Origin of the sequence: Ruegeria arenilitoris, assembly GCF_013032855.1 — a bacterium.
GTDB classification, from domain to species: domain Bacteria; phylum Pseudomonadota; class Alphaproteobacteria; order Rhodobacterales; family Rhodobacteraceae; genus Ruegeria; species Ruegeria arenilitoris.
Map to the genome: position 1 here is coordinate 247,997 of NZ_WQDA01000005.1, position 23,966 is coordinate 271,962.

Sequence of the window (23,966 nt, forward strand, 5' to 3'; positions counted from 1 at the left end):
GAAGTGGCGGGACCGGACCTGCCAGGCTTTCGGGGCTTGGCGCATTCTCGCAGGCTGGCTAATCTGACCGGGCCTGTGCGGGTCCGGTTGGGTCGGGCCGGTCAAACATGAACAAGCTCCGAGCAGATGACAGTGCCGAACCCAGATTTCCCCGATGTCATGACCTGGATCTTCGATGGATCCGGCAAAGCCGTGTCACTGGACGCCGATGAATTTGCCAGCTGGATACCGGCCGGACCGGAGGGGCAGTTCGCTTGGCAACACCTGAGGCTGGAAGCGTCTGGCACGGTTCCGCTTCTGCGCGCCGGCGGGCTTGATGAGTTCGTGATCGACGCTCTGACGGCGGACGAGACCCGGCCCCGCTGTACCGTCCATGGCGATGGCGTAATCCTGAACCTGCGCGGAGTGAACCTGCAAGAAGGGCAACCGCCCGAAGACATGATCTCGGTCAGGCTGTGGTTGACGGAGAACAAGATCATCGGTGTCTGGCGCCGCCCCTTGGATGCGGTTGCGGACATGCTGGCTGCAATCGACCGCGGGCAGGCACCGAAATCGCCGGGTGACTTCGTCGCGCGCTTGGCCTTGCGGCTGGCAGATAGGGCCGAACCTGCGATCACTGATCTGAACGAACGTGTGGATGATCTAGAAGAGGCGCTTCTTGAGGCGAATGCCGAGATTTCCCGGTCTGAGCTGGCGGCGATCCGCAGGTCCTCCATCGTTCTGCGCCGGTATCTGGTACCCCAGCGCGACGCGTTGACGACGCTCGAGATCGAAGACGTGCCGTGGTTGCAGCCTCACGACCGGTCGCGGTTGCGCGAAGCCTCGGAGCGGATCTACCGGATCGGCGAGGATTTGGCTGCCGTGCGGGAACGGGTTCAGATCATACACGATCAACTGATGGATGAACGGGCCGAACGTATGAACAGCCGTATGCTCGTGCTGTCAGTGGTCAGCGCTGTCTTTCTGCCGCTGGGCCTGGTGGCGGGAGTGCTGGGGATCAATGTCGCCGGCATTCCCGGCGCCGAAAGTCCGCATGCATTCTGGGTCGTTTGCGCTTTGCTGGTCGCACTTGGCGGGATGCTTCTGGGAGTTGCCAGGTGGCTTGGGATGTTCCGATAGAACTCGAGGGACCAAAAGAAATGCCCCGCCGGTTGCATCCAGCGGGGCAGGGTGTCATGCGTTTGGCCGGATCTTTGGTGGGGACCAAAAATCCGATCAATGTATCAGGCCAATGAGCTGTCGATGCCCTTGCAGGCCTCGATCAGACCTTTCACGGCGTTGACCGAATTGTCGAAACCGGCCTGCTCTTCTTCATTGAGCTGGATGTTGACGACCTTTTCGATTCCGCCGGCGCCGATCACGGTCGGGACGCCCACATACATGCCCTTCACGCCCAACTCGCCATCGCAATAGGCGGCGCAGGGCAGAACGCGCTTCTGATCCTTCAGATAGGCTTCGGCCATCTCGATCGCCGAGGTCGCGGGGGCGTAATAGGCCGAGCCGGTCTTCAGCAGGCCGACGATCTCGGCGCCGCCGTCACGGGTGCGCTGCACGATGGCGTCCAGCTTCTCCTGCGTGGTCCAGCCCATTTTGACCAGATCGGGCAGCGGGATGCCCGCAACGGTCGAATAACGCACCGACGGTACCATCGTGTCGCCATGGCCGCCCAGAACGAAGGCGGTGACGTCTTTCATCGATACGTCGAACTCTTCGGCCAGGAAGTGGCGGAAGCGGGCCGAGTCCAGCACGCCGGCCATGCCGCAGACCTTGTTGTGGGGCAGGCCCGAGAATTCGCGCAGCGCCCAGACCATCGCGTCCAGCGGGTTGGTGATGCAGATGACGAAGGCGTCGGGTGCATTGGCGGCGATGCCCTCACCGACCGACTTCATGACCTTCAGGTTGATGCCTAGCAGGTCATCGCGGCTCATGCCCGGCTTGCGCGGCACACCGGCGGTCACGATGCAGACATCGGCACCGGCGATGTCCTCGTAGGATTGGGTGCCTTTCAGCTTGGCGTCAAAGCCCTCGGACGGGCCGGATTCGGCGATGTCCAGCGCCTTGCCTTCCGGGATGCCCTCGGCGATGTCGAACAGAACGACATCCCCCAGTTCCTTCATTGCTGCGAGGTGGGCAAGCGTGCCCCCGATCTGACCTGCGCCGATCAGCGCGATCTTGGGTCTGGCCATTTGGATTGTCTCCGGTCGGTTTTGAAATCGCGGTTTTGCTAGTCGCTAAAACGCCGTTGCGCAAGGGTTCTGCGGCGCGGCATGCGACCGCATACCGTTTGCCTGCCCCCCGCCGGTTGCGCTAAACCACCCGCAGGACAAGCCGTTTCGGGGCCGCCGCATGGTTGAATTGAACCTGATGTTTTTTGCCGTGGCGATCCCGGCAGTGATCTTTGCGGGCATTTCCAAGGGCGGCTTCGGCTCGGGCGTGGCTTTTGCGTCGTCGTCGATTCTGGCGTTGATCCTTGATCCGGGGCAGGCGCTGGCGCTGATGTTGCCGATCCTGATGGTGATCGACCTGGCCACCCTGCGCCCCTACTGGAAACGGTGGAACTGGCCCGACGCGCGTCTGCTGATGCTGGGGGCAGTGCCGGGTGTGGCGCTGGGCGCGCTGCTGTACCGGGCGACCGACGAAGACCTGCTGCGCCTGCTGATCGGGGGCATCTCGGTGGGCTTCGTGGTCTGGCATGTGGCGCAATCCCGCGGCTGGGTGCGCGGTTTCGCCAACCGCCTGCCGCCTCCGGCCGGGCTGTTCGCCGGGCTGGTCGCCGGCTTCACCAGCTTTGTCAGCCACGCCGGCGGCCCGCCCGCCGCCGTCTACCTGCTGTCGCAACGCCTGACGAAAACCGAGTTTCAGGCCACCACCGTGCTGGTCTTTTGGGTCATCAACATCGCCAAGTTTGTCCCCTATGCCTATCTGGGCATGTTCACCCTGCAGACCGCCTGGGCCGACCTGCTGCTGACCCCCTTTGCCATCCTCGGCGCCTGGCTGGGCGTACGCGCCCATTGGATGATGTCCGAGCGGCTGTTCTTCGGCATCGCCTATGTGCTGCTGACCCTGACCGGGTCAAAACTGATCTGGGACGCGCTGACCTGACGCTCAGGTGTTCGGCGGCAGCGCCTCGGCCAGCGTCTCATAGGCCTCGCCCGCAGCCACCAGACAGGTCAACCCGTTGGGCAGTGTCACGATGATCGTCCAAGTGCCGGTTTCGTCCGAGGCAAAGACCTCCATGACCGTACCTTGCCGCGCCATGCCGATGCCGCGCCGGGTCTCGCCATAGGTCTCGGCCAGCCGCTGCAGCACGTCCGGCCGGGGCGCACAGTTCGGCGTTTGCGCATGTACCTGCTGCGCCGCCAGCACCATGATGCCCAGCCCCATCGTCATCTGAAACAACCGCTGATTCATTTCCGGCCCCCTTTGCTTGCTGACTGGACCAAAGCTGCCCGAACCCTCTGCAATTGCGGTAAAACCACCGCGCGTTGCGTCACATGCTGCAATGCGGCGATTTGGGCCTTGAAGTTTCCGGCAAAAAATGCCCCTTTCTGCGCAACTTTATTTCAACGAGAGGTTCCCATGGACCCGCGCCAGCGCCCCTACCGCTCTGTTCTGTACATTCCCGGCTCCAATGAACGGGCGCTCGACAAGGCGCGCACGCTGCCGGTCGATGCCATTATCTTCGACCTGGAAGACGCGGTTGCCGCCGATGAAAAAGAGAACGCACGCGAAACGCTCAAGGCCGCGCTGGCGACGGGCGGATACGGCCCACGCGTCAAGATCGTTCGAATCAACGGTCTGGACACCGACTGGGGCCGTGCCGATGCCGAGGCCGTGCGCGAGATGGATGCCGACGTGGTGCTGCTGCCCAAGGTGAACTCGGCCGCTGATGTCGATGCGATGGCCGCGATCACCGGCGACCTGCCGATCTGGGCGATGATGGAAACCCCGCGCGGCATGCTGAACGCGGCCGAGATCGCGGCGCATCCGCTGATGGCGGGCTTTGTCATGGGCACCAACGATCTGGCCAAAGAGCTTCAGACCCGCTTCCGCCCCGACCGCCTGCCGCTGATGACGTCGCTGGGCCTGTGCCTGCTGGCCGCCAAGGCCGAGGGGTTGGTGATCGTCGATGGCGTCTACAACGCCTTCAAGGATACCGAAGGTCTGGCTGTCGAATGTGCGCAGGGCCGCGACATGGGCTTTGACGGCAAGACCCTGATCCACCCCGCGCAGGTCGAGACCGCCAACACCGCCTTTGCCCCGTCCGAGGCCGAGATCGACCTGGCCCGACGCCAGATCGCCGCTTTCGAAGAGGTCGAGGCCCAGGGGCAGGGCGTTGCCGTGGTCGATGGCAAGATCGTGGAAAACCTGCACGTTGTAACTGCCCGCGAAATTCTGGCAAAAGCAGAGGCGATATCAGCTTTGCAAGCGGGGTAAGCCAGCATGGGCTTCGTTCTTCTCATTCTCGGTGTGGCGCTTTGGTGGGCCGCGCATCTGTTCAAACGTCTGATGCCCGCGCGCCGCGCGGCCATGGGTGACGCCGGAAAGGGCGCCGTCGCGGGTGCGCTTGTCGTGTCGATCCTGCTGATGATCTTCGGCTATCGCATGACCGATTTCATCCATGTCTGGGCACCGCCCAGCTTCATGATCCACATCAACAACCTGCTGGTGCTGATCGCCATCTGGATGATGAGCCCGGCCGGAACCAAGGGCCGACTGCTGAACAAGGTGCGTCACCCGATGCTGGGCGGGTTCAAGCTCTGGGCCTTTGCGCATCTGCTGGTCAATGGTGATCTGGCGTCGATCATCCTGTTCGGCGGCCTGTTGGCCTGGGCCGTGGTCGAAGTGATCGTCATCAACAAGTCCGAGCCCGATTGGACCCCGGGCGAGCCCGGAACGCTGGGCAAGGATGCGATGTTCTTCGTGGCCTCGATCGTGCTGCTGGGCATCATCGGCTACATTCATGGGCTGGTCGGCCCGTCTCCGTTCCCGGGCTAGGCAGGTGATGTGATGGCAAAACTTTATCGACTGCTGACTGAAGAGGACACCTCGGACTTCTGCCACAAGGTGTCCGAGGCGCTGGCCAAAGGGTGGGAGCTGCACGGCTCTCCGGCCTATGCGTTCGATCCGTCCACCAGCAAGATGCGCTGTGCGCAGGCCGTGACCAAGGAGGTCGCGGCCGACTATTCCCCCGACATGAAACTGGGACAGCAATAATGGCAAAGACCAATCCGGGCCGCTTTTTCGAGGATTACTCCATCGGGCAGGTGCTGCACCACGCGGTGCCCCGCACCGTGACGGAGGGCGAGCGCGCGCTCTATCATGCGCTCTATCCCGCGCGCCACGCGCTTTATTCCTCGGACGAGTTCGCCCGGAGCTGCGGCCTGCCGCAAAGCCCGATCGACGATCTGGCGGCGTTCCATGTGGTGTTCGGCAAGACGGTGCCGGACATCTCGCTGAACGCGGTCGCCAATCTGGGCTATGCCGAGGGGCGCTGGCTGCAGCCGGTCCATCCCGGTGACACCCTGCGGTCGGACTCCGAGGTCATCGGGCTGAAACAGAACTCGAACGGCAAGACCGGCGTGGTCTGGGTGCGCACGCGCGGCCTGAATCAGCGCGACGAAGTGGTGATCGAATATGTGCGCTGGGTGATGGTGCGGAAATCGAACCTTGATGCGCCGGCGCCCGAAACCGTGGTGCCGGACCTGAAAAAGGCGCTGGCGCCCGGCGACCTCGTGGTGCCGAGCGGGCTGGATTTCAGCAAATACGACTTTGCTCTGGCCGGTGAACCGCACCGCTGGGGAGACTACCAGATCGGCGAAACCATCGACCATGTCGACGGCGTGACCGTGGAAGAGGCCGAGCACATGCTGGCCACCCGCTTGTGGCAGAACACTGCCAAGGTGCATTTCGACCTGACCTTCCGCCCCGATGGGCGGTTGATCTATGGCGGCCATGTGATCTCGATGGCGCGCGCGCTGTCGTTCAACGGGCTGGCCAATGCGCAGATGATCGTCGGTTTGAACGGCGGGGCCCATGCCAACCCCTGTTTCGCCGGAGACACCGTCAAGGCGTGGTCCGAGGTGCTGGACAAGGCCGAAACCGGCGTGCCCGGCGTGGGTGCGATCCGGTTGCGACTGGTGGCGACCAAGGGCGGCGAGGCCTTTGCGCTGCGCGGCCCGGATGGAAAATACAGCCCCGACGTCCTGCTGGATCTGGACTATTGGGCGCTGATGCCGATCTGAGCGGGCTGGCCCCCACAGTCTTGTGATCCCGACCGGGCCGAACCGTGCTAGGTTCGGCTCATGTCTTTTCTGCGTATCCTTGCCGCTGCACTTTGCCTTGCCCGCCCGGCGTCGGCCTGCGAACTGGCGCTGGCGCTGGCCGTAGATGTGTCCGGCTCGGTCGACAGTTCGGAATACCGCATCCAGATGGATGGCCTGGCGGCCGGACTGCGCGATCCGGTCGTGTCCGAGGCGCTGGTGCGCGGCCAGGCCCGGTTGATGCTGGTGCAATGGACAGGGACCTCGCGGCAGCGGATCACCATCCCCTGGACCAAAATTGACGGGTTCGACGCACTGGATGCGTTTGCAGCAAAAGTGTCGGCCGATCCGCGTGTCTGGCGCAATTTCTCGACCGCGATCGGTGAGGCGCTGGAAATGACCGTGAACAGCTTTCTCGAGGTGCCCGAGTGCAAGCGTCATCTGATCGACATCTCGGGAGACGGCGTCTCGAACGAAGGGGTTGAACCCACCGAGATCCGGGACCTTTTGCGCCGTCAGGGGATTACGGTGAACGCAATTGCTATCGAGGAGAGCGAACCAGACCTGACGGCCTATTTCTTTGAAAACGTCATAGTCGGCGAAGGGGCCTTCGTCGTATCGGCTGCCGGTTTCAAGGACTATCCCGAACGGATCCGGAAAAAACTTCTGCGTGAAGTCACGCGGCAGACTGCCGATCTGCGCTGAGCGCAGAAAGATTCGTGATCACATTGCTTGACCCTTGAAAACGCTAACATTGGAGGGTTGGAATGCATTTTGTGATCACGAGAATATTTTGTGTGATCACGTTTCCGAATTATCGGCCGAATTGCGGGTGATTTGATCTTTTTTGCACGCGCAGCGCGTGACAGGGTCGCAAAATGGAGTAAAAACTTCGGTAGCCAACCTCAAAAGGAGCCGCCATGGCCGATGTCAATCGGGGGAACCGCCCGCTATCGCCGCATCTGTCGATCTATCGTCCGCAGTTGACCTCTGTCACTTCCATCCTGACCCGGATCACCGGCAACGCCATGTTGGTGGCCGCGCTGTTGATCGTCTGGTGGTTCCTGGCCGCAGCCACGTCGCCCGAAGCCTTTGATCGCGCCAATGGTGTGATCACGTCGCTCCTCGGGGACTTGGTCATGGCACTGTCGCTTTGGGGTCTTTGGTACCACACGCTTGCCGGCATCCGGCACCTGATCTGGGACAACGCGATCGGACTGGATATCCCGACAGCCTACAAGCTGGGCTGGGCGGTTGTGATCGGCTCTTTCGTGCTGACTTTACTGACACTGTTGATCGTTGCCTGAGGGAGGCTGACATGCGTTATCTTACCGACCGCAAACGCGCCGTAGGCCTGGGATCGGCCAAGTCGGGCACCGAACATTTTTGGGCGATGAAGGTCAGCTCGGTTGCGCTGCTGATCCTTGTCCCGCTTTTTGTCTTCACATTCGGCCCCACGCTGGGACAGCCCTTTGACGTGGTGCTGGACTATTACTCGCGGCCATTCCCGGCGATCGTCGCGGCCCTGACGCTGGCCGTCGGGTTCAAGCATTTCGCTGATGGTGCCCAGGTGATGATCGAGGACTATGTGCACGGCACAATGGAAAAGGTTCTGATCATCCTCGTGAAGTGTCTCTCATATGGCGCCGCGGCCGCAGGTATCTTCGCCGTCGCCCGCATTGCCCTCTAACACCCCGGAGCTGAATGAAATGGCTGCTTACGAATACGAAACGCACGAATATGATGTGGTCGTGGTCGGCGCCGGTGGGGCCGGTCTGCGTGCCACGCTCGGCATGGCCGAACAAGGTCTGCGCACCGCTTGCGTAACTAAGGTTTTTCCGACCCGTTCGCACACCGTTGCGGCGCAGGGTGGCATTGCGGCGTCGCTGTCGAACATGGGCCCCGACCATTGGCAGTGGCACATGTATGACACCGTCAAGGGCTCGGACTGGCTGGGTGACACCGACGCGATGGAATACCTGGCGCGCGAGGCACCCAAGGCCGTCTATGAGTTGGAGCATTACGGTGTGCCGTTCTCGCGCACCGAAGAAGGCAAGATCTATCAGCGTCCCTTTGGTGGCCACACGACCGAATTCGGTGAGGGCCCCGCAGTTCAGCGCACCTGTGCTGCTGCCGACCGGACCGGTCACGCGATTCTGCACACGCTGTACGGGCAGTCACTGAAGAACAACGCGGAATTCTACATCGAATATTTCGCCATTGACCTGATCATGTCCGAAGACGGCCAGTGCCAAGGCGTTGTCTGCTGGAAGCTGGACGACGGCACCATGCATGTCTTCAACGCCAAGATGGTGGTTCTGGCCACGGGCGGTTACGGCCGCGCCTATTTCAGCGCGACCTCGGCCCACACCTGCACCGGCGACGGCGGCGGCATGGTGGCCCGTGCCGGCCTGGCCTTGCAGGACATGGAATTCGTGCAGTTTCACCCGACCGGCATCTACGGCTCGGGCTGCCTGATCACCGAAGGCGCCCGCGGCGAAGGCGGATATCTGACCAACTCGGAAGGTGAACGGTTCATGGAGCGCTACGCGCCCCAATACAAGGACCTCGCACCGCGCGACTATGTCTCGCGTTCGATGACAATGGAAATCCGCGAAGGGCGCGGCGTCGGTCCCGAAGGCGACCATATTCACCTGAACCTGAGCCATCTACCAGCCGAAGCCCTGCATGAGCGTTTGCCGGGCATCTCGGAAAGCGCAAAGATCTTCGCCGGCGTGGATGTCACCAAGGAACCGATCCCGGTTCTTCCGACCGTGCACTACAACATGGGCGGTATTCCGACCAACTACTGGGGCGAGGTGTTGAACCCGACCGCCGACGATCCGAACGCCGTTGTGCCCGGCCTGATGGCCGTCGGCGAAGCCGGTTGCGCGTCGGTTCACGGAGCGAACCGGTTGGGGTCGAACTCATTGATCGACCTCGTGGTCTTTGGCCGTGCGGCGGCGATCCGGGCCGGCAAGGTCGTCGACCCCGAAACGCCCAACCCGGTCCTGAACCAGGCCTCGGTCGACAAGGCGTTTGATCGGTTCGATGCGGTGCGCAATGCCAGCGGCGCAATCCCGACGGCCGATCTGCGGCTTGAAATGCAGAAAACCATGCAGGCGGATGCTGCGGTGTTCCGGACGGCCAAGACCCTGGCCGAAGGGGTCGAGAAGATGACTGCAATCGCGGCCAAGATGGAGGACATCAAGGTCACGGATCGCAGCCTGATCTGGAACAGCGACTTGATGGAGACGCTGGAACTGACCAACCTGATGCCCAACGCGCTTGCCACAATCGTCGGAGCCGAAGCGCGGAAGGAATCCCGCGGCGCTCATGCACACGAAGACTTCACCGAGCGCGATGACGAAAACTGGCGTGTTCACACCGTGTCCCGGGTTGACGGGAACAAGGTCGAACTCAGCTATCGCCCGGTCATCGTCGATCCGCTGAGCACCGAGGCTGAAGGCGGTATCAGCCTTGAAAAGATCGCGCCCAAGGCGCGGACATTCTGAGGAGAGGAACACATGGTCCAACTGACCCTCCCTACGAATTCCCGGATTACGACGGGCAAGACCTGGCCGAAGCCGGAAGGCGCGAGCAACGTGCGTAAGTTCCAGATCTACCGCTGGAATCCCGATGACGGGCAGAATCCTCGGGTCGACACCTATTTCGTCGACATGGACGATTGCGGGCCGATGGTTCTGGATGCGCTGATCTACATCAAGAACAAGGTCGACCCGACCCTGACCTTCCGTCGGTCGTGCCGCGAGGGGATCTGCGGCTCGTGCGCGATGAACATCGACGGGATCAACACGTTGGCCTGCATCTACGGCATGGACGAGATCAAGGGCGACGTGAAGATCTACCCACTGCCGCACATGCCGGTGGTCAAGGACCTGATCCCGGATCTGACCCATTTCTATGCGCAGCACGCTTCGATCATGCCGTGGCTGGAAACTAAGACCAACCGCCCTGCAAAGGAATGGAAGCAGTCGATCGAAGACCGGAAAAAACTGGATGGTCTGTACGAATGCGTCATGTGCGCCAGCTGCTCGACCTCGTGCCCCAGCTATTGGTGGAATGGCGACCGTTACCTTGGCCCCGCTGCGCTGCTGCACGCCTATCGCTGGATCATCGACAGCCGCGACGAGGCCACCGGCGAGCGTCTGGATCAGCTTGAAGATCCGTTCAAGCTGTATCGGTGCCATACGATCATGAACTGTGCAAAGACCTGCCCCAAGGGTCTGAACCCGGCCAAGGCGATTGCCGAGATCAAGAAGATGATGGTCGAACGCGCAGTTTGACCGATGACGACCAACGCGCTTGCCGCGTTGCGGCAAGTGCATGGCCCACATGCGAAATCATTGGATGTGGGCCGCCCCGGCCAAGACTATGTTCGGTATCGGGGAGGAGTGACGGATTGGAAACAGGATCACTCCGATGAAGAACGAATCCAAAAAAACAAACGCAGCCAAAGCCTTGGAATATCTTGAACAAGCCTGGGCCTACTACGAGCCTGAGCCGGTAAAGCCTGCAAAAGATGCAGAGCCGGAGCTGTTTGAATACGCCAACGCGGCCTGAGTTTACCAAGCCAAGTCTTGAGTCCCGGCGCATATTGCGCGAAGCAGGGGAATGCCTGTTCTTCTGCTTCTGCTCGGCGCCGGCGTGTTCGCCTATTTCGTCTGGCGGTCACGCACGTCTTCTTTGACCCGGGACTGCCGGTGGCGGCAGCACAGGCAAGCCGGCACGTGGAGTTGTGCGTATTGCGGGGCGGTTTCCGCCTCCGAGACGCAGCCCACGCGGTGCGAACGGAAATAAGCCTTATTGCCTGAAGGAAACGGGGTTTTCCCAAAGGTCATTCTGGGTCAATCTGCGCAAAACAGCGGAAAGATGCAGAATGCCAAATCCTCCTTCGGATGCCGCCGCCCGCCGCGGGATCGCTCCGGTCATTTGCTACCCAAATGACACCCTGCCCAGCGTTGACCTTGACCTGCTGCTGGACGCCCGAAAGAGCGCGCGAAAGACAGCCGAAGTTCTGGTGCCGCCACGTGATGCACGCTGCTTTGAGGTGCCGGCCGGACACTTCTTTCGGATCACCTCGATCGAAGGCCCGCAGGTCGGCGACCTGAACCTGTGGAACCTGCACGATCTGAACGAACGTTTCTATTCGGGCAAGACGCGTGCACTGCATGGCACCCATGTCACGACCGGCGAGCGGCTATGGTCAAGCTTTCCTTTTCTGCGCCCGATGGCCACAATCGTTACGGACACCTTGGATTGGTACGGAATCGATCAATTCGGCGGATCGGTGCATGACGTGATCGGAACGCGTTGCGATCCATATACCGGAAACCTGCTGTCGGGCACTCAGTACCATCATTGCTGCCACTCCAACCTGACCCGGGCGCTGGCTGACCATACTGGTCTGGAAATACCGGTATCCGAGCGTTTGGTGCACGACGTGTTGAACGTATTCATGTGCACCGGCTTTACCCGCGATACGGGGCAGTATTTCATGAAGGCTTCACCGGTTCGACCGGGTGACCACTTGGAGTTCTTCGCGGAAATCGACCTTCTGGGAGACCTCAGCGCCTGTCCGGGTGGGGATTGCTCGTCCGAGCACTCGTCGGATACCGCCGCCTGTCACCCGCTGTTGGTCGAGGTTTTCGCACCTGCCGAAGGCACGCTGAGCGGATGGCAAAGTCCAGCGCCCAATGGCTATGACCGTACGCATGGGCGCTGAGGCCCGGGGGTGACCCGGGCCGGTTTGTGTCAGGCGTTCGGGAAGGCGGCCTGCAGCGCAATTTCCACCATGTCACCAAAGCTGCTCTGGCGCTCGGACGAGGGCAGAGCCTCGCCGGTCAGAAGGTGATCGGACACGGTCAGAACCGCCAAGGCCCGGCATTTGTGCCGCGCGGCTAGGATGTACAGCTCGGCTGCCTCCATCTCGACACCCAGGATTCCGTGACGCACCATCTGTTCGTTCAGGTCGGGGCGTTCGTCATAGAACACGTCAGACGAATAGATGCCGCCGATATGAGTTGCCGTGCCCTTGGCCTCGGCTGCCTTGGCGGCGGCCTGCAGCAGGCCCCAATCTGCACAAGGCGCAAAGTTGAGCTCTTTCATGATGCCCCGAGACGGGGTGCTGAGTGTCGTTGACGTCATGGCCAGGATAACATCCCGGACCTTCACGTTTTCCTGCATGCCGCCGCAAGACCCGATGCGGATCAGGGTTTTTGCACCGTAGTCCCGGATCAGTTCATTTACGTAAATGGACAGCGACGGCATTCCCATTCCGCTGCCCTGAATGGTGACCGGGTTTCCTTTCCATTCGCCGGTGAAACCCAGCATCCCGCGGACATCGTTGATTTGCCGCACATTGCTCAGAAAAGTTTCGGCGGCCCATTTCGCACGATACGGATCACCCGGCAAAAGCACGGTCTCGGCGATTTCGCCTTTTTCGGCGCCAATGTGAATTGTCATTTTGATACTTTTCCCGTTCAGATTTCCAGATCGGAAATATCTGCCCCGGCTTTCAGCGCTTCGTGGACCCATTTCGGTTTTCGCCCACGCCCCGTCCAGGTTTGCGCCGGATCGGCCGGATTGCGATATTTCGCTTTGGCTTTCGATCCCTTGCCGGACCGCGTGGGCTGAGACGCCAAGTCGGACAAGGAAAACCCGTAAGCGGCAGCTGCTTTTTCAGCGGCCATCAATGCTTCCTGACGCTCTCTGGCCTCAGCGTTTTCCAGCGCCTTGTCGACCTGATCCCGCATTTCAAGCAATTCCTTACGCGACAGCTTGTCCAGATTTATGCCCATTGTCGTTCTCCGTACCCACCTGATTCATTTTTTACTCATCAAGCAACGTTACGGAGAATCTCAATCAATGGCCATTCTTTAGACGGAATGGGCAATAGAATTAATTCTGGGCGATTATTCCGCGGCCAGCGTTTTTGGATCGGCCAGCAAAACGATATCCCCCATTATGGCATTCAGCTCGAAATTCTTGGGCGTATAGACCTTGGCAACACCCATTGATCTGAGACGATCCGCGTCTTCGTCGGGAATGATGCCTCCGACGACAACGGGAATATCACCCAAGCCAGCTTCGCGCAGGAGGGTCATGACGTCCTGTACCAACGGCAGGTGGCTACCGGACAGGATCGACAGGCCGATCACATGAGCTTGCTGCTCGATGGCCGACTTCACGATTTCCTCGGGGGTTAGGCGGATGCCGTCATAAGTAATGTCCATGCCGCAGTCGCGGGCGCGGAACGCGATCTGTTCGGCGCCGTTGGAATGGCCGTCCAGCCCCGGCTTGCCGACCAGGAATTTCAGACGACGCCCCAGGCGGTCGCTGACCGCATCCACCGCCGCGCGCAGATCGTCCAGACCCTCGGTCTTGTTCGAGACCGACCCCGAAACGCCCGTCGGACCGCGATAGGTGCCAAAGACGCGGCGCATCTCTTCTGCCCATTCGCCGGTGGTGACACCGGCCTTGGCCGCGGCGATCGACGGCTCCATGATGTTGGCGCCCGATTGCGCGGCGGCGCGCAGATCGGCCAGAGCCGCGGCCACGGCGGCCTCGTCGCGGGCGGCACGCCAGTCGTTCAGGCGCGCGATCTGTTCCTGTTCGACCGCCGGATCGACGACCATGATCCCGCCATCCTCGGTCTGCAGGGGCGAGGGTTCGCCCTCGGTCCAGCGGTTCACGCCGACGACGATGGTTTCATTGCGCTCGATCCGGTTGAGACGCTCGGCGTTGGAATCCACCAGCCGCGATTTCATGTAGTCGATCGCCGCAACCGCACCACCCATCGAGTCCAGATTGGCCAGTTCGGCCCGGGCGCCCTGCTTCAGTTCCTCGACCTTGGCGTCGACCACCGGGTTGCCATCGAACAGGTCGTCGTATTCCAGCAGGTCGGTCTCATAAGCCAGGATCTGCTGCATCCGCATCGACCATTGCTGGTCCCAGGGGCGCGGCAGGCCCAAGGCCTCATTCCACGCTGGCAGTTGCACCGCCCGGGCGCGCGCCTTTTTCGACAGGGTCACGGCCAGCATTTCGATCAGGATGCGATAGACGTTGTTCTCGGGCTGCTGCTCGGTCAGGCCCAGAGAGTTGACCTGAACACCATAGCGGAATCGGCGGAACTTGGGGTTTTCCACGCCATAGCGCTGTTGCAGGATTTCATCCCAAAGATCGACGAAAGCCCGCATTTTGCACATTTCGGTGACAAATCGGATTCCCGCATTCACGAAAAACGAGATACGGCCGCACAGCGCCGGAAAATCTTCGGCCGGAACGCGGGGGCGCAGCTCGTCCAGCACGGCGATGGCGGTGGCCAGCGCATAGGCCAGCTCCTGCTCGGGCGTCGCGCCGGCCTCTTGCAGGTGGTAGGAACACACGTTCATCGGGTTCCATTTCGGTACGTTCGAATAACAGTACTCGGCCACGTCCGCGATCATCTTCAGAGAAGGTTTGGGGGGGCAGACATAAGTGCCTCGGCTCAGGTATTCCTTGATCAGGTCGTTCTGCACCGTGCCCTGCAGCTTGGACACATCGGCGCCCTGTTCCTCGGCCACCGCGATATACAGCGCCAGCAGCCAGGGGGCCGTGGCGTTGATCGTCATCGAGGTGTTCATCTGCTCCAGCGGGATCTGGTCGAACAGCACCCGCATGTCGCCCAGGTGGCAGACGGGCACCCCGACCTTGCCGACCTCGCCCCGGGCCAGGGTGTGATCGCTGTCATATCCGGTTTGCGTCGGCAGATCGAAAGCCACCGACAGACCGGTCTGGCCTTTGGCCAGGTTGGATCTGTAAAGCGCGTTCGAGGCTTTGGCCGTGGAATGACCGGCATAGGTTCGGATGAGCCAGGGGCGGTCTTTCTGCGTCTGCGTCATGGTCAGAGCCTCATGCGTCGATGGGTAACAATATTTCTCTCATGGGTTCTAAAGCGCAATTTTTAGCACATGTCAATTCGCTGCGTTGCGGCATGTACGGCGTGCTGCCGATTGTGACAGCGGCGGTTTGGTGGCACTGTGCGGGCATGACGCAGACCGTTGAGTTACCGATTTGGCTGTTTGTTCTGATCGTGGTGTTTGCCGCGGTCACCTTCGCCTCGCATTTCCTGTTCCCGTCGGTGCGCTGGTTCTTTCGCCGCCGGCTTGAACGGGCTGTTGAACGGTTGAACCAGCGCCTGCAACGGCCGATCCAGCCGTTCAAACTGGCCGAGCGTCATGACATGATCCAACGCCTGATCTATGACCCCCAGGTTGGTCAGGCTGTTCAGCACCACGCCGAAGAGCATGGCATCCCAGAAGCGGTCGCGTTCGAGCAGGCCCGGCGCTACGCCCGGGAAATCGTCCCGTCGTTTTCGGCCTTCATGTATTTCAGCTTTGCCATTCGGTTGGCTCGATGGTTGAGCAACGCGTTCTACAATGTCCGCCTCAGCAACGAGGACGAGGCCGCATTGAAGGAGATCGATCCCAAAGCAACCGTGGTCTTTGTGATGAATCACCGGAGCAACATGGATTATGTTCTTGTGACCTATTTGGCCGCGCAACAGTCGGCGCTGTCCTATGCGGTGGGCGAGTGGGCGCGGGTCTGGCCGCTCAGCCGGTTGATCCGCGCAATGGGGGCCTATTTCATCCGGCGCAAGTCCGGCAGCGAACTCTACCGGCAGGTTCTGGCCAGCTATGTGCGCCTGGCCACCAATGCCGGTGTGACTCAGGCGATGTTCCCCGAGGGCGGTCTGAGCCTCACCGGGTCTTTGGGACGACCCAAACTGGGACTGCTGAAATACATCATCGACGGCACCAGTCCCGATGGTCGCGACGTCGTGTTCGTACCGGTTGCGCTGAACTATGACCGGGTGCTGGAGGATACGATTCTGACCGCCGCCGCCTTGGGCAGCGAACGGCGGTTCCGCGCGCGGATCGGCGTGATCACAAGGTGGAGCCTGAAACAGATATGGCGCCGTATCATCGGGCGTTACAAACGGTTCGGTCTTGCCTCGGTCCGATACGGCCTGCCCATTTCGCTGCAGGAGTTTCGCGAACAAGCTGGCCCGGACCTGATGACGGATCTGGCTCGAGAGCTGATGCGCCGGATTGGCCAGGCGATTCCTTTGGTCCCAGCGCCCGCCGCGTGCTGGCTCGTTCGCGAAAACGGCACCATCTCCGAGTCTGACGTTCAGTCACGGATCGTCGAGCTGATGCGGCGCGAGGGCGCCACGGACGAAGACCTGAAGGCCATCCCGCCAGCGATCGAACAACTGGTCGAACGGCGAATACTGAGCAGAAACAACGGTATGCTGTCGCCATCGGTCGAGCGGCTGGATCTGATGAAGTATTATGCGGCCTCAGCGCCCATCAGCGAAGACCCGGATGGTTCTGCGGGTGCAAAGGAAATTTCTGCGGCCGCTGGGTCATAAAATTTCAATAATGATCCAAAATGGGTTGCAAAATTACTCATTGACCAATATTCCAGCCTATGAAGCGCGCGATTCTGCGTCGCGGCGAACATGTTTGACAGAGGAGGCCACAATGGCTTTGGACACCGACGGCGGCATCGCGTCCTACGAGGCACCGGAAAAAGACCTCTATGAGATGGGTGAAATCCCTCCGATGGGATATGTGCCTAAGAAGATGTATGCATGGGCCATCCGCAAGGAGCGCCACGGCGAGCCCGACACTGCGATGCAGTTGGAAGTGGTCGATGTTCCCAAGCTGGACAGCCACGAAGTTCTGGTTCTGGTGATGGCGGCGGGCGTCAACTACAACGGTGTGTGGGCTTCGCTCGGCAAGCCGATCAGCCCCTTTGATGGTCACCAGGCCCCGTATCACATTGCCGGATCTGATGCGTCGGGCATCGTCTGGGCGGTGGGCGACAAGGTGAAACGCTGGAAGGTCGGCGACGAGGTCGTGATCCACTGCAACCAGGACGACGGCGACGACGAAGAGTGCAACGGCGGTGACCCGATGTATTCACCCAGCCAGCGCATCTGGGGCTATGAAACGCCCGATGGGTCATTTGCGCAATTCACCAACGTGCAGGCACAGCAGCTGATGCCGCGCCCCAAGCATCTGACCTGGGAAGAAAGCGCCTGCTACACACTGACTCTGGCCACCGCCTATCGGATGCTGTTCGGACACGAGCCGCATGATCTGAAGCCGGGCCAGAACGTTCTGGTCTGGGGCGCGTCGGGGGGTCTGGGCTCCTATGCGATCCAGCTGATCAATACAGCCGGAGCCAACGCGATCGGCGTGATCTCGGACGAAAGCAAGCGCGACTTCGTCATGGGGTTGGGCGCCAAGGGCGTCATCAACCGCAAGGACTTCAACTGCTGGGGCCAGTTGCCCACGGTCAACACGCCTGAATATGCCGAGTGGTTCAAGGAAGCCCGCAAGTTCGGTAAGGCGATCTGGGACATCACGGGCAAGGGCGTGAACGTCGACATGGTGTTCGAACACCCCGGCGAGAGCACCTTCCCGGTCTCGACCTTTGTCGTCAAAAAAGGCGGCATGGTCGTGATCTGCGCCGGGACCACCGGCTACAACCTGACCTTTGATGTTCGGTACATGTGGATGCACCAGAAGCGTCTGCAGGGTTCGCATTTCGCGCATCTCAAGCAGGCGTCCGCTGCAAACCGGCTGATGCTGGAGCGGCGTCTCGATCCCTGCATGTCCGAAGTGTTCACTTGGAAAGAACTGCCCGAGGCGCACATGAAAATGATGCGGAACGAGCACAAGCCGGGCAACATGTCTGTCTTGGTTCAGGCCCCGCGTACGGGCATGCGGACCTTGGAAGAGGTTCTGGACGCCCGCGGTTGATCACCGCGCTTTGAAAGCAAGCGCCCGCGAATCGTCCAGACGGTTCGCGGGCGTTTTGCGTTCAGAAGATGGGATATTGTTTTTCAATGCCATGCAAATTCGGGACCCGCTGTTTTTGGGGAGTAGAAAGCAGTGAATAGGCAAGAAAACAGCGTACATGTTATGGTTGTGTTAACCCTTCGTTAACTGTTTCGGAGAGACCATGATGGCGCGAAATGAGTGGATACTGGACGTATTGTCGGACCTCAACGCCTTCGCCGTTGCGAATGGGTTGACCGCTCTGGCCGAGCAGCTTGACGACACCAGGCTGATCGCCGCGGCCGAAATTGCGTCCCTGAACGATGAGGCAAAAGCGCCGTCGAATGGGAACACAGTTCGATTTGAGCCAGGTCCTGGAGGATTTGGAAAACACCAGCACGCTTGACGAGCTGGGTGCGGTTGCTGTCCGCATCAGGGACAAACTGAAGGTCGATCACATCGTCTATCACTGGGTCGATGGCGCCGGCGATCAATATGGCTACACCACCTATCCGGATGCCTGGGCCGACCGATACCGTGAACGCAACTATCACCGAATAGATCCCGTAATCCTGGGCTGCTTCCAGCGGTTTCATCCGGTCAATTGGAAATCTCTGAACTGGTCCGGCAAGGTCGCAAAAGCCTTTCTGCAGGATGCTTTGGATCATGGTGTCGGCAATCAGGGCTATTCGATCCCAATTCGTGGGCCGAATGGCCAGTTCGCGCTTTTTACGGTCAATCACAGTTGCAGCGACGAGGCTTGGGGTGCCTTCATCGTGACCTACAGCCGCGAGTTGATACTGCTCGCCCACTACTTCAACCGCAAAGCTTTGGATTTCGAGCAGGACCGCAGACCCGAATCCGCGCGCGGTCTCTCTCCGCGCGAGATCGACGCGATGACGCTGCTGGCCTTGGGCTACAGCCGGGCGCAGGTCGCGCACTCCCTGTCTATTTCCGAGCACACATTGCGTGTCTATATCGAAAGCGCCCGGTCCAAGCTGGGTGCTCTGAATACAACCCATGCCATCGCCACTGCCCTCAGCAGAGGATTAATAGTGGTTTAAGGCCCGCGCGAGGGCCACACGGTAAATTAACCACGACTTTGTACCCCCTTCGTTCCAGTACTGGACGACAAGGGGAAAAGTCATGCTGCGTTATGTTTACGCTGACGAGCTTCATAAATTTCCAAAATTGGCCGAGGGGATGTTTCGCGACCGCGCAGATCAATTCAAAACCCGCCTCGGATGGGATGTTCATGTCAATTCCAAAGGAGAGGAACGGGATCAGTATGATGATATGAACCCGCTGTATGTCATCTGGGAAGAGCCGGACGGCAGTCACGGCGGATCGATGCGGGTATTGCCCACGACTGGCCCTGTCATGGTAAATGAGGTGTTCGGGCATCTGACCGGCGGCAGCCCAATCCGCAGCCCGCTGATCTGGGAAGTGACGCGGTTCTGCCTGTCCCGCACCGCTCATCCACACACGGCCGGGGCAATCATGCTGAGCGGGGGGGAGATCATGGAAGGCTTCGGTCTGACCCACATCGCCGGGGTCTTTGATGCAAGGATGATCCGTATCTATCGGCTAATCGGTTCCTCGCCGGTGGTCTTGGGCTCGGAGGGGGCGGGCCGTGACCAGATTTCGGTCGGTCTTTGGCCCTATTCCGCTGACGATTGCAACCGCGTGGCCGAGCGGGCGGGCATCCCGCGCGAGCTGTCGCGATTGTGGTTCAAGACGGCGTTCGGGTCCGCCGCGCGGCATCGGTTCGCACTGTCTGCCTGACGTTGAATTCCGCATCTGGCGCAGGTTGGCGCGGCCCTGTAGGGTCGCGCCATGTCTCTGCCCAAGGTTACTTTTTCCGAAGATCAGGCCGCCGCGTTCGACAGCATAGCCCAGATGCTGAAAACCGCAGGCGTGGACCTGGAAGATGATGCGCTGCTCAAACTGCCCGGCCAGGGCGAATCGGGGGTCATGGCGGTGATCGGCAAGGCCGGATCGGGCAAGACCCTGCTGTTGGCCGAACTCTTCAAGGCACTGGCCGAGACCGGAGTTCAGATCGTCTCGGGCGACTATGAAAGCCGCAAATCGAAGGACAAGCGCAGCCTTGCCATTTTGGCCCCGACCAACAAGGCCGCCAGCGTGTTGCGGTTGCGCGGTGTTCCGGCCACCACCATTCACCGCATTCTGTACACGCCGGTCTATGATCCGGAATACGAACGGATCGCCGAGTGGCTGGCGGGCAACGACGACCGCCCCGAGATCGAAGGCCTGACCGACGAGGCGTTGGACCGCGCGGCCGCGTTCTATGCCAACAACAAGTCCATCCCGGGTGCCCTGGCCGCCGCCGGCCTGCGCGGGTCGGATTTCATAACCGGATGGAAACGTCGCGACGAGCCGCTGGATATCGGGTTCGTCGATGAGGCCTCGATGCTGGATGACCGGCAGTTCGAGGATCTCAAGGAGATCTTTCCCACTTTGCTGCTGTTCGGCGATCCGGCACAGTTGGCACCAGTGAATCAGTCCGGGTCGATGGTGTTCGATGCTCTGCCCGAACCGCGCAAGCTGATCCTGCACCGGGTGCACCGGCAAGAGGCCGACAACCCCATCCTGGACCTGGCTCATGCGCTGGCCGATCCTGCGATGGGGTTCGAGGATTTCGAACGCCTTGTCGAGCAGACCGCACGCACGGATGACCGCGTGGTCTGGGGCCAGCGGGTCGAGGTCGACCTGATGGCCCGAAGCCCGGTTTTGGTCTGGCGGAATGCGACGCGTATCCGGCTGATCCAGGCCTTCCGCCAGGTGCATGGCGCCCCCGAGACCGAGCTGTTGGAAGGTGAACCGTTGATCTGTGACGGGATCGAGCTGCCGCTGAAGCACCGCAAGAAGCGGCTGGACCTCGAGGCGCGCGGGCTGATCAAGGGCGCGCAGGTGATCTATTTGGGGCCGGGGCGCAAGCCGGGGTTCTCGCGGCTGCATGTCATGGGGGCCGAAGACCCGCAGGTCAGCGCCGCGTCGATCGTGCAGATCGAAAAGCCCGACGAGGAAGAGCCCTTCATCCCCTTTGCCGCGCGCATGGGGGCCACGTTTCTGCATGGGGCCGCGGTGACGATCCACAAGGCGCAGGGCTCGCAATGGGACACGGTGCAGGTCTTTGCCCCTGACCTTTACGCCGCCGCCCGCATGGGCCGGACCGAGGCCGGGCAACCCCTGTGGAAACGGCTGGCCTATGTGGCCATCACCCGGGCGCAAGAGCGGCTGATCTGGGTGGTGCGCAACCGGCTGTCCAAACCAAGCCACCCGCTGCGGGTTGACGACCTGCGTGCGGTCCCGGCCGCAAAACTGACGCTGGAGGCGGAGGAGACGTGAAGACGATCATCGTAACTGGGGCAAGTTCGGGCATCGGGCAAGCGACGGCCGAGCTGTTTCTGGACCAGGGCTGGCAGGTCGGCCTGCTGGCGCGAAGCGCGGACAAGCTGAGCCAGGTGGCCGCGATGCGCGAAAACGCCATTCCGCTGGTGGCCGACGTGACGGACCCCCAAGCGGTGTCAGCGGCCTTCGATGAATTTCAGGCGCAGGCCGGGCGATTGGACGTTCTGTTCAACAACGCGGGTATTTTCGCGCCCGCAGGCACGATCGACGAAATCGCGCTGGACGACTGGTATCAGAGCGTCAACGTGAACCTGAACGGGATGTTTCTGTGTGCTCGCGCGGCCTTTGGCTTGATGCGCAGGCAGGTACCCCAGGGGGGCCGCATCATCAACAACGGCTCGATCGCGGCGCATGTACCGCGTCCGAACTCGGTGCACTACACCGCCACCAAACACGCGATTACCGGGCTGACGCGGAGCCTGTCGCTTGACGGCCGCGCTCATGGGATCGCCTGTGGGCAGATCGACATCGGAAATGCCAGAACCCAGATGGTGCAGAACCTGGTCGATACGGCGGTTGCTGAAGGGCGAGAGCCTGATCCGACGATGGCGGTCGAAGATGCCGCGCGCTCGGTCCTCCACATGGCCAGCCTGCCGCCCGAAGCCAACGTCCAGTTTATGACCGTGATGGCAACGACGATGCCGTATATAGGGCGCGGGTAGCGGTCAGTTTTCGCGCAACAGTCGGAAAGCCGTCGAAGCGCCCCAGCCTGCGGCGATGGCAATGACGAGGGACATCAACCCGTACCAGACCGGCTGTTGACGCGACATGTTGTAGAGAAACCGCTCGAGCCCGACTTTCCGAACGTCGATAACCGTCTCGAACTGCGAAATGACTTCGCCGTTCCGCATCAGGAAGATGCGGGTCAGGTAGTCGCCTTCGGTCAAGTCGGCCGGCATCTCGATGGAGGTGCGGAATAGCGTTTGCTCATCCACGGCAACCGTGTTCTCCCGGATCGAGTACAGGCCCTCATCCTCGCGGATCCTGACGACGGCCCGGGCGAAATCCTGAGCCTCCCGAATATGCATGGCTGCCCCGACGGACCGGATCGCGCGCCGGATCGAGATGCGATAGCGCAGATCTTCGGTGTCGGTGATGATGTCCGTGAACGGTGCGCTTGTGGCGACTGCGTAGAAGCTGGGTGCGGAATCGACCAGAACGCTGTCGGTATTCACCCAGATGCCGAATTTCTTTTCCTTGCGCCGCACCATGACCGGCTCGGACGGGCCTGCGACTGCCACGATCACCTCCAGCGGAGGGCCGGGCGGGATCGGCGCTTCGCGCTTGACGGCGCCAAAGATCAGAATCTCGGATCCGTCGAAATCGGCGGTGATGGCCACGCGATCCTGGCTGAGGCCAAGAACGACCTGCTCATCCGCGGCATGGACGGGGAGGGTCAGGAACACAAGGGCGATGAACCAGCGCAACACGTCAATGCCCCCCATCGGTGCCAAGCGAGTACAGCTCGGCCGGTTGCAACAACAGATCCAGGGCCAGCTTTCCGCAAACCGCCAAGACAAGAGCGGCCAGCAGAACGCGCAGCTGCTCGGCCGGGATGCGTGCCCCCAGCACGGTCCCGATCTGAGCCCCGATCACCCCGCCAACCAGCAGCAGGACAGCCAGCACGATATCGACCGTAAAGTTGGTCGTGGCGTGCAGCATGGTGGTGAAGCCCGTGACGAAAATAATCTGGAAAAGGGATGTCCCCACAACCACTTTGGTCGGCATTCCCAGCAGATAGATCATGGCGGGCACCATGATGAACCCGCCGCCCACACCCATGATCGCCGACAACACGCCGACGAACAGCCCGACAAGCACCGGCGGAATGACCGAGATATACAGCCCCGAGGTCCGGAACCGCATCTTGAACGGCAGGGCGTGGATCCACCCCCTCTGGCGCCGTTTGACAGGGACCCCACCGGCCTTGCGGGACCTGCGCAGTGCATTGAGGCTTTCAAAGAACATCAGCCCGCCAATGACGCCCAGAAAGACGACATAGCAGAGCTTGACCAGCAGATCGACCTGACCCAGGCTTTTGAGATAGTTGAAGAAGACAACGCCCACGGCTGCGCCGATCAGACCACCCACAAGAAGGACCGTGCCCATCTTCAGGTCGACCGTCTTTCTTCGGAAATGCGCCAGCACCCCCGAGAATGACGAGGCAACGATCTGGTTCGCCTCGGTTGCCACGGCAACGGCGGGTGGGATGCCGATAAAGAACAGCAGCGGGGTCATCAAAAAGCCGCCACCGACACCGAACATGCCGGACAGGATTCCCACCATGCCGCCGAGGCCAAGCAGCAGAAAGGCGTTTACGGAAACTTCGGCGATAGGCAGGTAGATATGCATGTGGTCTAGCCGATCCGTACTGCGGTGGACTGGTAAAAACGATCAAAGGCGGGCGCGTTGCGTTGGG

At 61.1% G+C, this 23,966-nt stretch carries 26 protein-coding genes; 19 read left to right on the forward strand and 7 right to left on the reverse strand.

Annotated elements, in window-relative coordinates:
* Positions 1-126 precede the first annotated feature (126 nt).
* The gene (locus GOW72_RS16790; protein ID WP_170367630.1) at positions 127-1,119 is read left to right on the forward strand and encodes a zinc transporter ZntB; all 993 of its coding nucleotides are present in this window, start codon (positions 127-129) and stop codon (positions 1,117-1,119) included.
* Between the two features lie 104 nt (positions 1,120-1,223).
* On the opposite strand, the gene mdh is transcribed toward GOW72_RS16790, so the two are convergent.
* The gene (mdh, locus tag GOW72_RS16795; protein WP_170342201.1) at positions 1,224-2,186 is read right to left on the reverse strand and encodes a malate dehydrogenase; all 963 of its coding nucleotides are present in this window, start codon (positions 2,184-2,186) and stop codon (positions 1,224-1,226) included.
* A 160-nt stretch (positions 2,187-2,346) separates the two neighbouring features.
* On the opposite strand from mdh, the gene GOW72_RS16800 reads away from it, so the two are divergent.
* Positions 2,347-3,102 carry a sulfite exporter TauE/SafE family protein gene (locus tag GOW72_RS16800; RefSeq protein ID WP_170342199.1) on the forward strand — a complete coding sequence of 252 codons (756 nt, stop codon included), beginning with the start codon at positions 2,347-2,349 and terminating at the stop codon, positions 3,100-3,102.
* Positions 3,103-3,105: 3 nt separating this feature from the next.
* Here the strand turns inward: GOW72_RS16800 and GOW72_RS16805 are convergent, their stop codons facing one another.
* Positions 3,106-3,411, reverse strand: coding sequence for a hypothetical protein (locus GOW72_RS16805; protein ID WP_170367631.1), 306 nt, complete (start codon positions 3,409-3,411; stop codon positions 3,106-3,108).
* 168 nt (positions 3,412-3,579) lie between these two features.
* Between GOW72_RS16805 and GOW72_RS16810 the strand changes: the two genes are divergently transcribed.
* From GOW72_RS16810 to GOW72_RS16860, 11 genes are all read left to right on the forward strand, one after another.
* Positions 3,580-4,437, forward strand: a complete 858-nt coding sequence (locus GOW72_RS16810) for an HpcH/HpaI aldolase/citrate lyase family protein (protein WP_170367632.1) — start codon at positions 3,580-3,582, stop codon at positions 4,435-4,437.
* Between the two features lie 6 nt (positions 4,438-4,443).
* Positions 4,444-4,998, forward strand: a complete 555-nt coding sequence (locus GOW72_RS16815) for an NnrU family protein (protein WP_170343328.1) — start codon at positions 4,444-4,446, stop codon at positions 4,996-4,998.
* 12 nt (positions 4,999-5,010) lie between these two features.
* Positions 5,011-5,217 carry a DUF1737 domain-containing protein gene (locus GOW72_RS16820; protein WP_170343327.1) on the forward strand — a complete coding sequence of 69 codons (207 nt, stop codon included), beginning with the start codon at positions 5,011-5,013 and terminating at the stop codon, positions 5,215-5,217.
* A complete protein-coding gene (locus GOW72_RS16825) occupies positions 5,217-6,245 on the forward strand; it encodes a MaoC family dehydratase (RefSeq protein WP_170367633.1) in 1,029 nt (342 codons plus the stop codon). Before GOW72_RS16820 ends, GOW72_RS16825 begins: the two co-directional genes overlap by 1 nt.
* A 60-nt stretch (positions 6,246-6,305) precedes the next feature.
* On the forward strand, positions 6,306-6,968 hold the full coding sequence (locus tag GOW72_RS16830; RefSeq protein ID WP_170367634.1) for a DUF1194 domain-containing protein: 663 nt from the start codon (positions 6,306-6,308) through the stop codon (positions 6,966-6,968).
* Between the two features lie 215 nt (positions 6,969-7,183).
* Positions 7,184-7,570, forward strand: coding sequence for a succinate dehydrogenase, cytochrome b556 subunit (gene sdhC / locus GOW72_RS16835; protein WP_170360135.1), 387 nt, complete (start codon positions 7,184-7,186; stop codon positions 7,568-7,570).
* Between the two features lie 11 nt (positions 7,571-7,581).
* Complete coding sequence (gene sdhD / locus GOW72_RS16840; RefSeq protein WP_093963475.1) at positions 7,582-7,953, forward strand: succinate dehydrogenase, hydrophobic membrane anchor protein; 372 nt, start codon at positions 7,582-7,584, stop codon at positions 7,951-7,953.
* A gap of 19 nt (positions 7,954-7,972) precedes the next feature.
* Positions 7,973-9,778, forward strand: a complete 1,806-nt coding sequence (sdhA, locus tag GOW72_RS16845; protein WP_093963474.1) for a succinate dehydrogenase flavoprotein subunit — start codon at positions 7,973-7,975, stop codon at positions 9,776-9,778.
* A 12-nt stretch (positions 9,779-9,790) separates the two neighbouring features.
* Positions 9,791-10,570, forward strand: a complete 780-nt coding sequence (locus GOW72_RS16850) for a succinate dehydrogenase iron-sulfur subunit (protein ID WP_170343321.1) — start codon at positions 9,791-9,793, stop codon at positions 10,568-10,570.
* 136 nt (positions 10,571-10,706) lie between these two features.
* Positions 10,707-10,847 carry a hypothetical protein gene (locus GOW72_RS16855; protein ID WP_170342184.1) on the forward strand — a complete coding sequence of 47 codons (141 nt, stop codon included), beginning with the start codon at positions 10,707-10,709 and terminating at the stop codon, positions 10,845-10,847.
* Between the two features lie 316 nt (positions 10,848-11,163).
* Positions 11,164-12,009, forward strand: coding sequence for an urea carboxylase-associated family protein (locus GOW72_RS16860; RefSeq protein WP_170367635.1), 846 nt, complete (start codon positions 11,164-11,166; stop codon positions 12,007-12,009).
* A gap of 29 nt (positions 12,010-12,038) precedes the next feature.
* Here GOW72_RS16860 and deoD read toward each other — a convergent pair whose 3' ends face one another.
* The 3 genes from deoD to GOW72_RS16875 all read right to left on the reverse strand — a co-directional run bounded on the left by deoD (position 12,039) and on the right by GOW72_RS16875 (position 15,166).
* Positions 12,039-12,749 (reverse strand): purine-nucleoside phosphorylase, encoded by a 711-nt coding sequence (deoD, locus tag GOW72_RS16865; protein WP_170367636.1) that lies wholly within the window; start codon positions 12,747-12,749, stop codon positions 12,039-12,041.
* 17 nt (positions 12,750-12,766) lie between these two features.
* Entirely contained in the window at positions 12,767-13,084 is a 318-nt protein-coding gene (locus GOW72_RS16870; protein WP_170367637.1) for an H-NS histone family protein, read from the reverse strand.
* 114 nt (positions 13,085-13,198) lie between these two features.
* The gene (locus tag GOW72_RS16875; protein ID WP_170367638.1) at positions 13,199-15,166 is read right to left on the reverse strand and encodes a protein meaA; all 1,968 of its coding nucleotides are present in this window, start codon (positions 15,164-15,166) and stop codon (positions 13,199-13,201) included.
* A 146-nt stretch (positions 15,167-15,312) separates the two neighbouring features.
* On the opposite strand from GOW72_RS16875, the gene GOW72_RS16880 reads away from it, so the two are divergent.
* The 6 genes from GOW72_RS16880 (at position 15,313) to GOW72_RS16905 (ending at position 22,209) form a co-directional block, all read left to right on the forward strand.
* Positions 15,313-16,698 carry a 1-acyl-sn-glycerol-3-phosphate acyltransferase gene (locus tag GOW72_RS16880; protein WP_170367639.1) on the forward strand — a complete coding sequence of 462 codons (1,386 nt, stop codon included), beginning with the start codon at positions 15,313-15,315 and terminating at the stop codon, positions 16,696-16,698.
* A gap of 112 nt (positions 16,699-16,810) precedes the next feature.
* Positions 16,811-18,097: a crotonyl-CoA carboxylase/reductase gene (gene ccrA / locus GOW72_RS16885; protein ID WP_170367640.1), complete on the forward strand. Its 1,287-nt coding sequence runs from the start codon at positions 16,811-16,813 to the stop codon at positions 18,095-18,097.
* A 362-nt stretch (positions 18,098-18,459) separates the two neighbouring features.
* Positions 18,460-19,179, forward strand: a complete 720-nt coding sequence (locus tag GOW72_RS16890; RefSeq protein ID WP_170342173.1) for a helix-turn-helix transcriptional regulator — start codon at positions 18,460-18,462, stop codon at positions 19,177-19,179.
* A gap of 82 nt (positions 19,180-19,261) precedes the next feature.
* On the forward strand, positions 19,262-19,900 hold the full coding sequence (locus GOW72_RS16895) for an acyl-homoserine-lactone synthase (protein WP_170367641.1): 639 nt from the start codon (positions 19,262-19,264) through the stop codon (positions 19,898-19,900).
* A gap of 51 nt (positions 19,901-19,951) precedes the next feature.
* A complete protein-coding gene (locus tag GOW72_RS16900) occupies positions 19,952-21,484 on the forward strand; it encodes an ATP-dependent DNA helicase (RefSeq protein WP_170365364.1) in 1,533 nt (510 codons plus the stop codon).
* Positions 21,481-22,209, forward strand: a complete 729-nt coding sequence (locus GOW72_RS16905) for an SDR family NAD(P)-dependent oxidoreductase (RefSeq protein WP_170367642.1) — start codon at positions 21,481-21,483, stop codon at positions 22,207-22,209. Before GOW72_RS16900 ends, GOW72_RS16905 begins: the two co-directional genes overlap by 4 nt.
* A 3-nt stretch (positions 22,210-22,212) precedes the next feature.
* On the opposite strand, the gene GOW72_RS16910 is transcribed toward GOW72_RS16905, so the two are convergent.
* Together GOW72_RS16910 and GOW72_RS16915 are read right to left on the reverse strand one after the other, a co-directional pair.
* Positions 22,213-22,992: a TIGR02186 family protein gene (locus GOW72_RS16910; protein ID WP_174822853.1), complete on the reverse strand. Its 780-nt coding sequence runs from the start codon at positions 22,990-22,992 to the stop codon at positions 22,213-22,215.
* Positions 22,979-23,899 (reverse strand): sulfite exporter TauE/SafE family protein, encoded by a 921-nt coding sequence (locus GOW72_RS16915; RefSeq protein ID WP_170343309.1) that lies wholly within the window; start codon positions 23,897-23,899, stop codon positions 22,979-22,981. Before GOW72_RS16915 ends, GOW72_RS16910 begins: the two co-directional genes overlap by 14 nt.
* Positions 23,900-23,966: the final 67 nt, after the last annotated feature.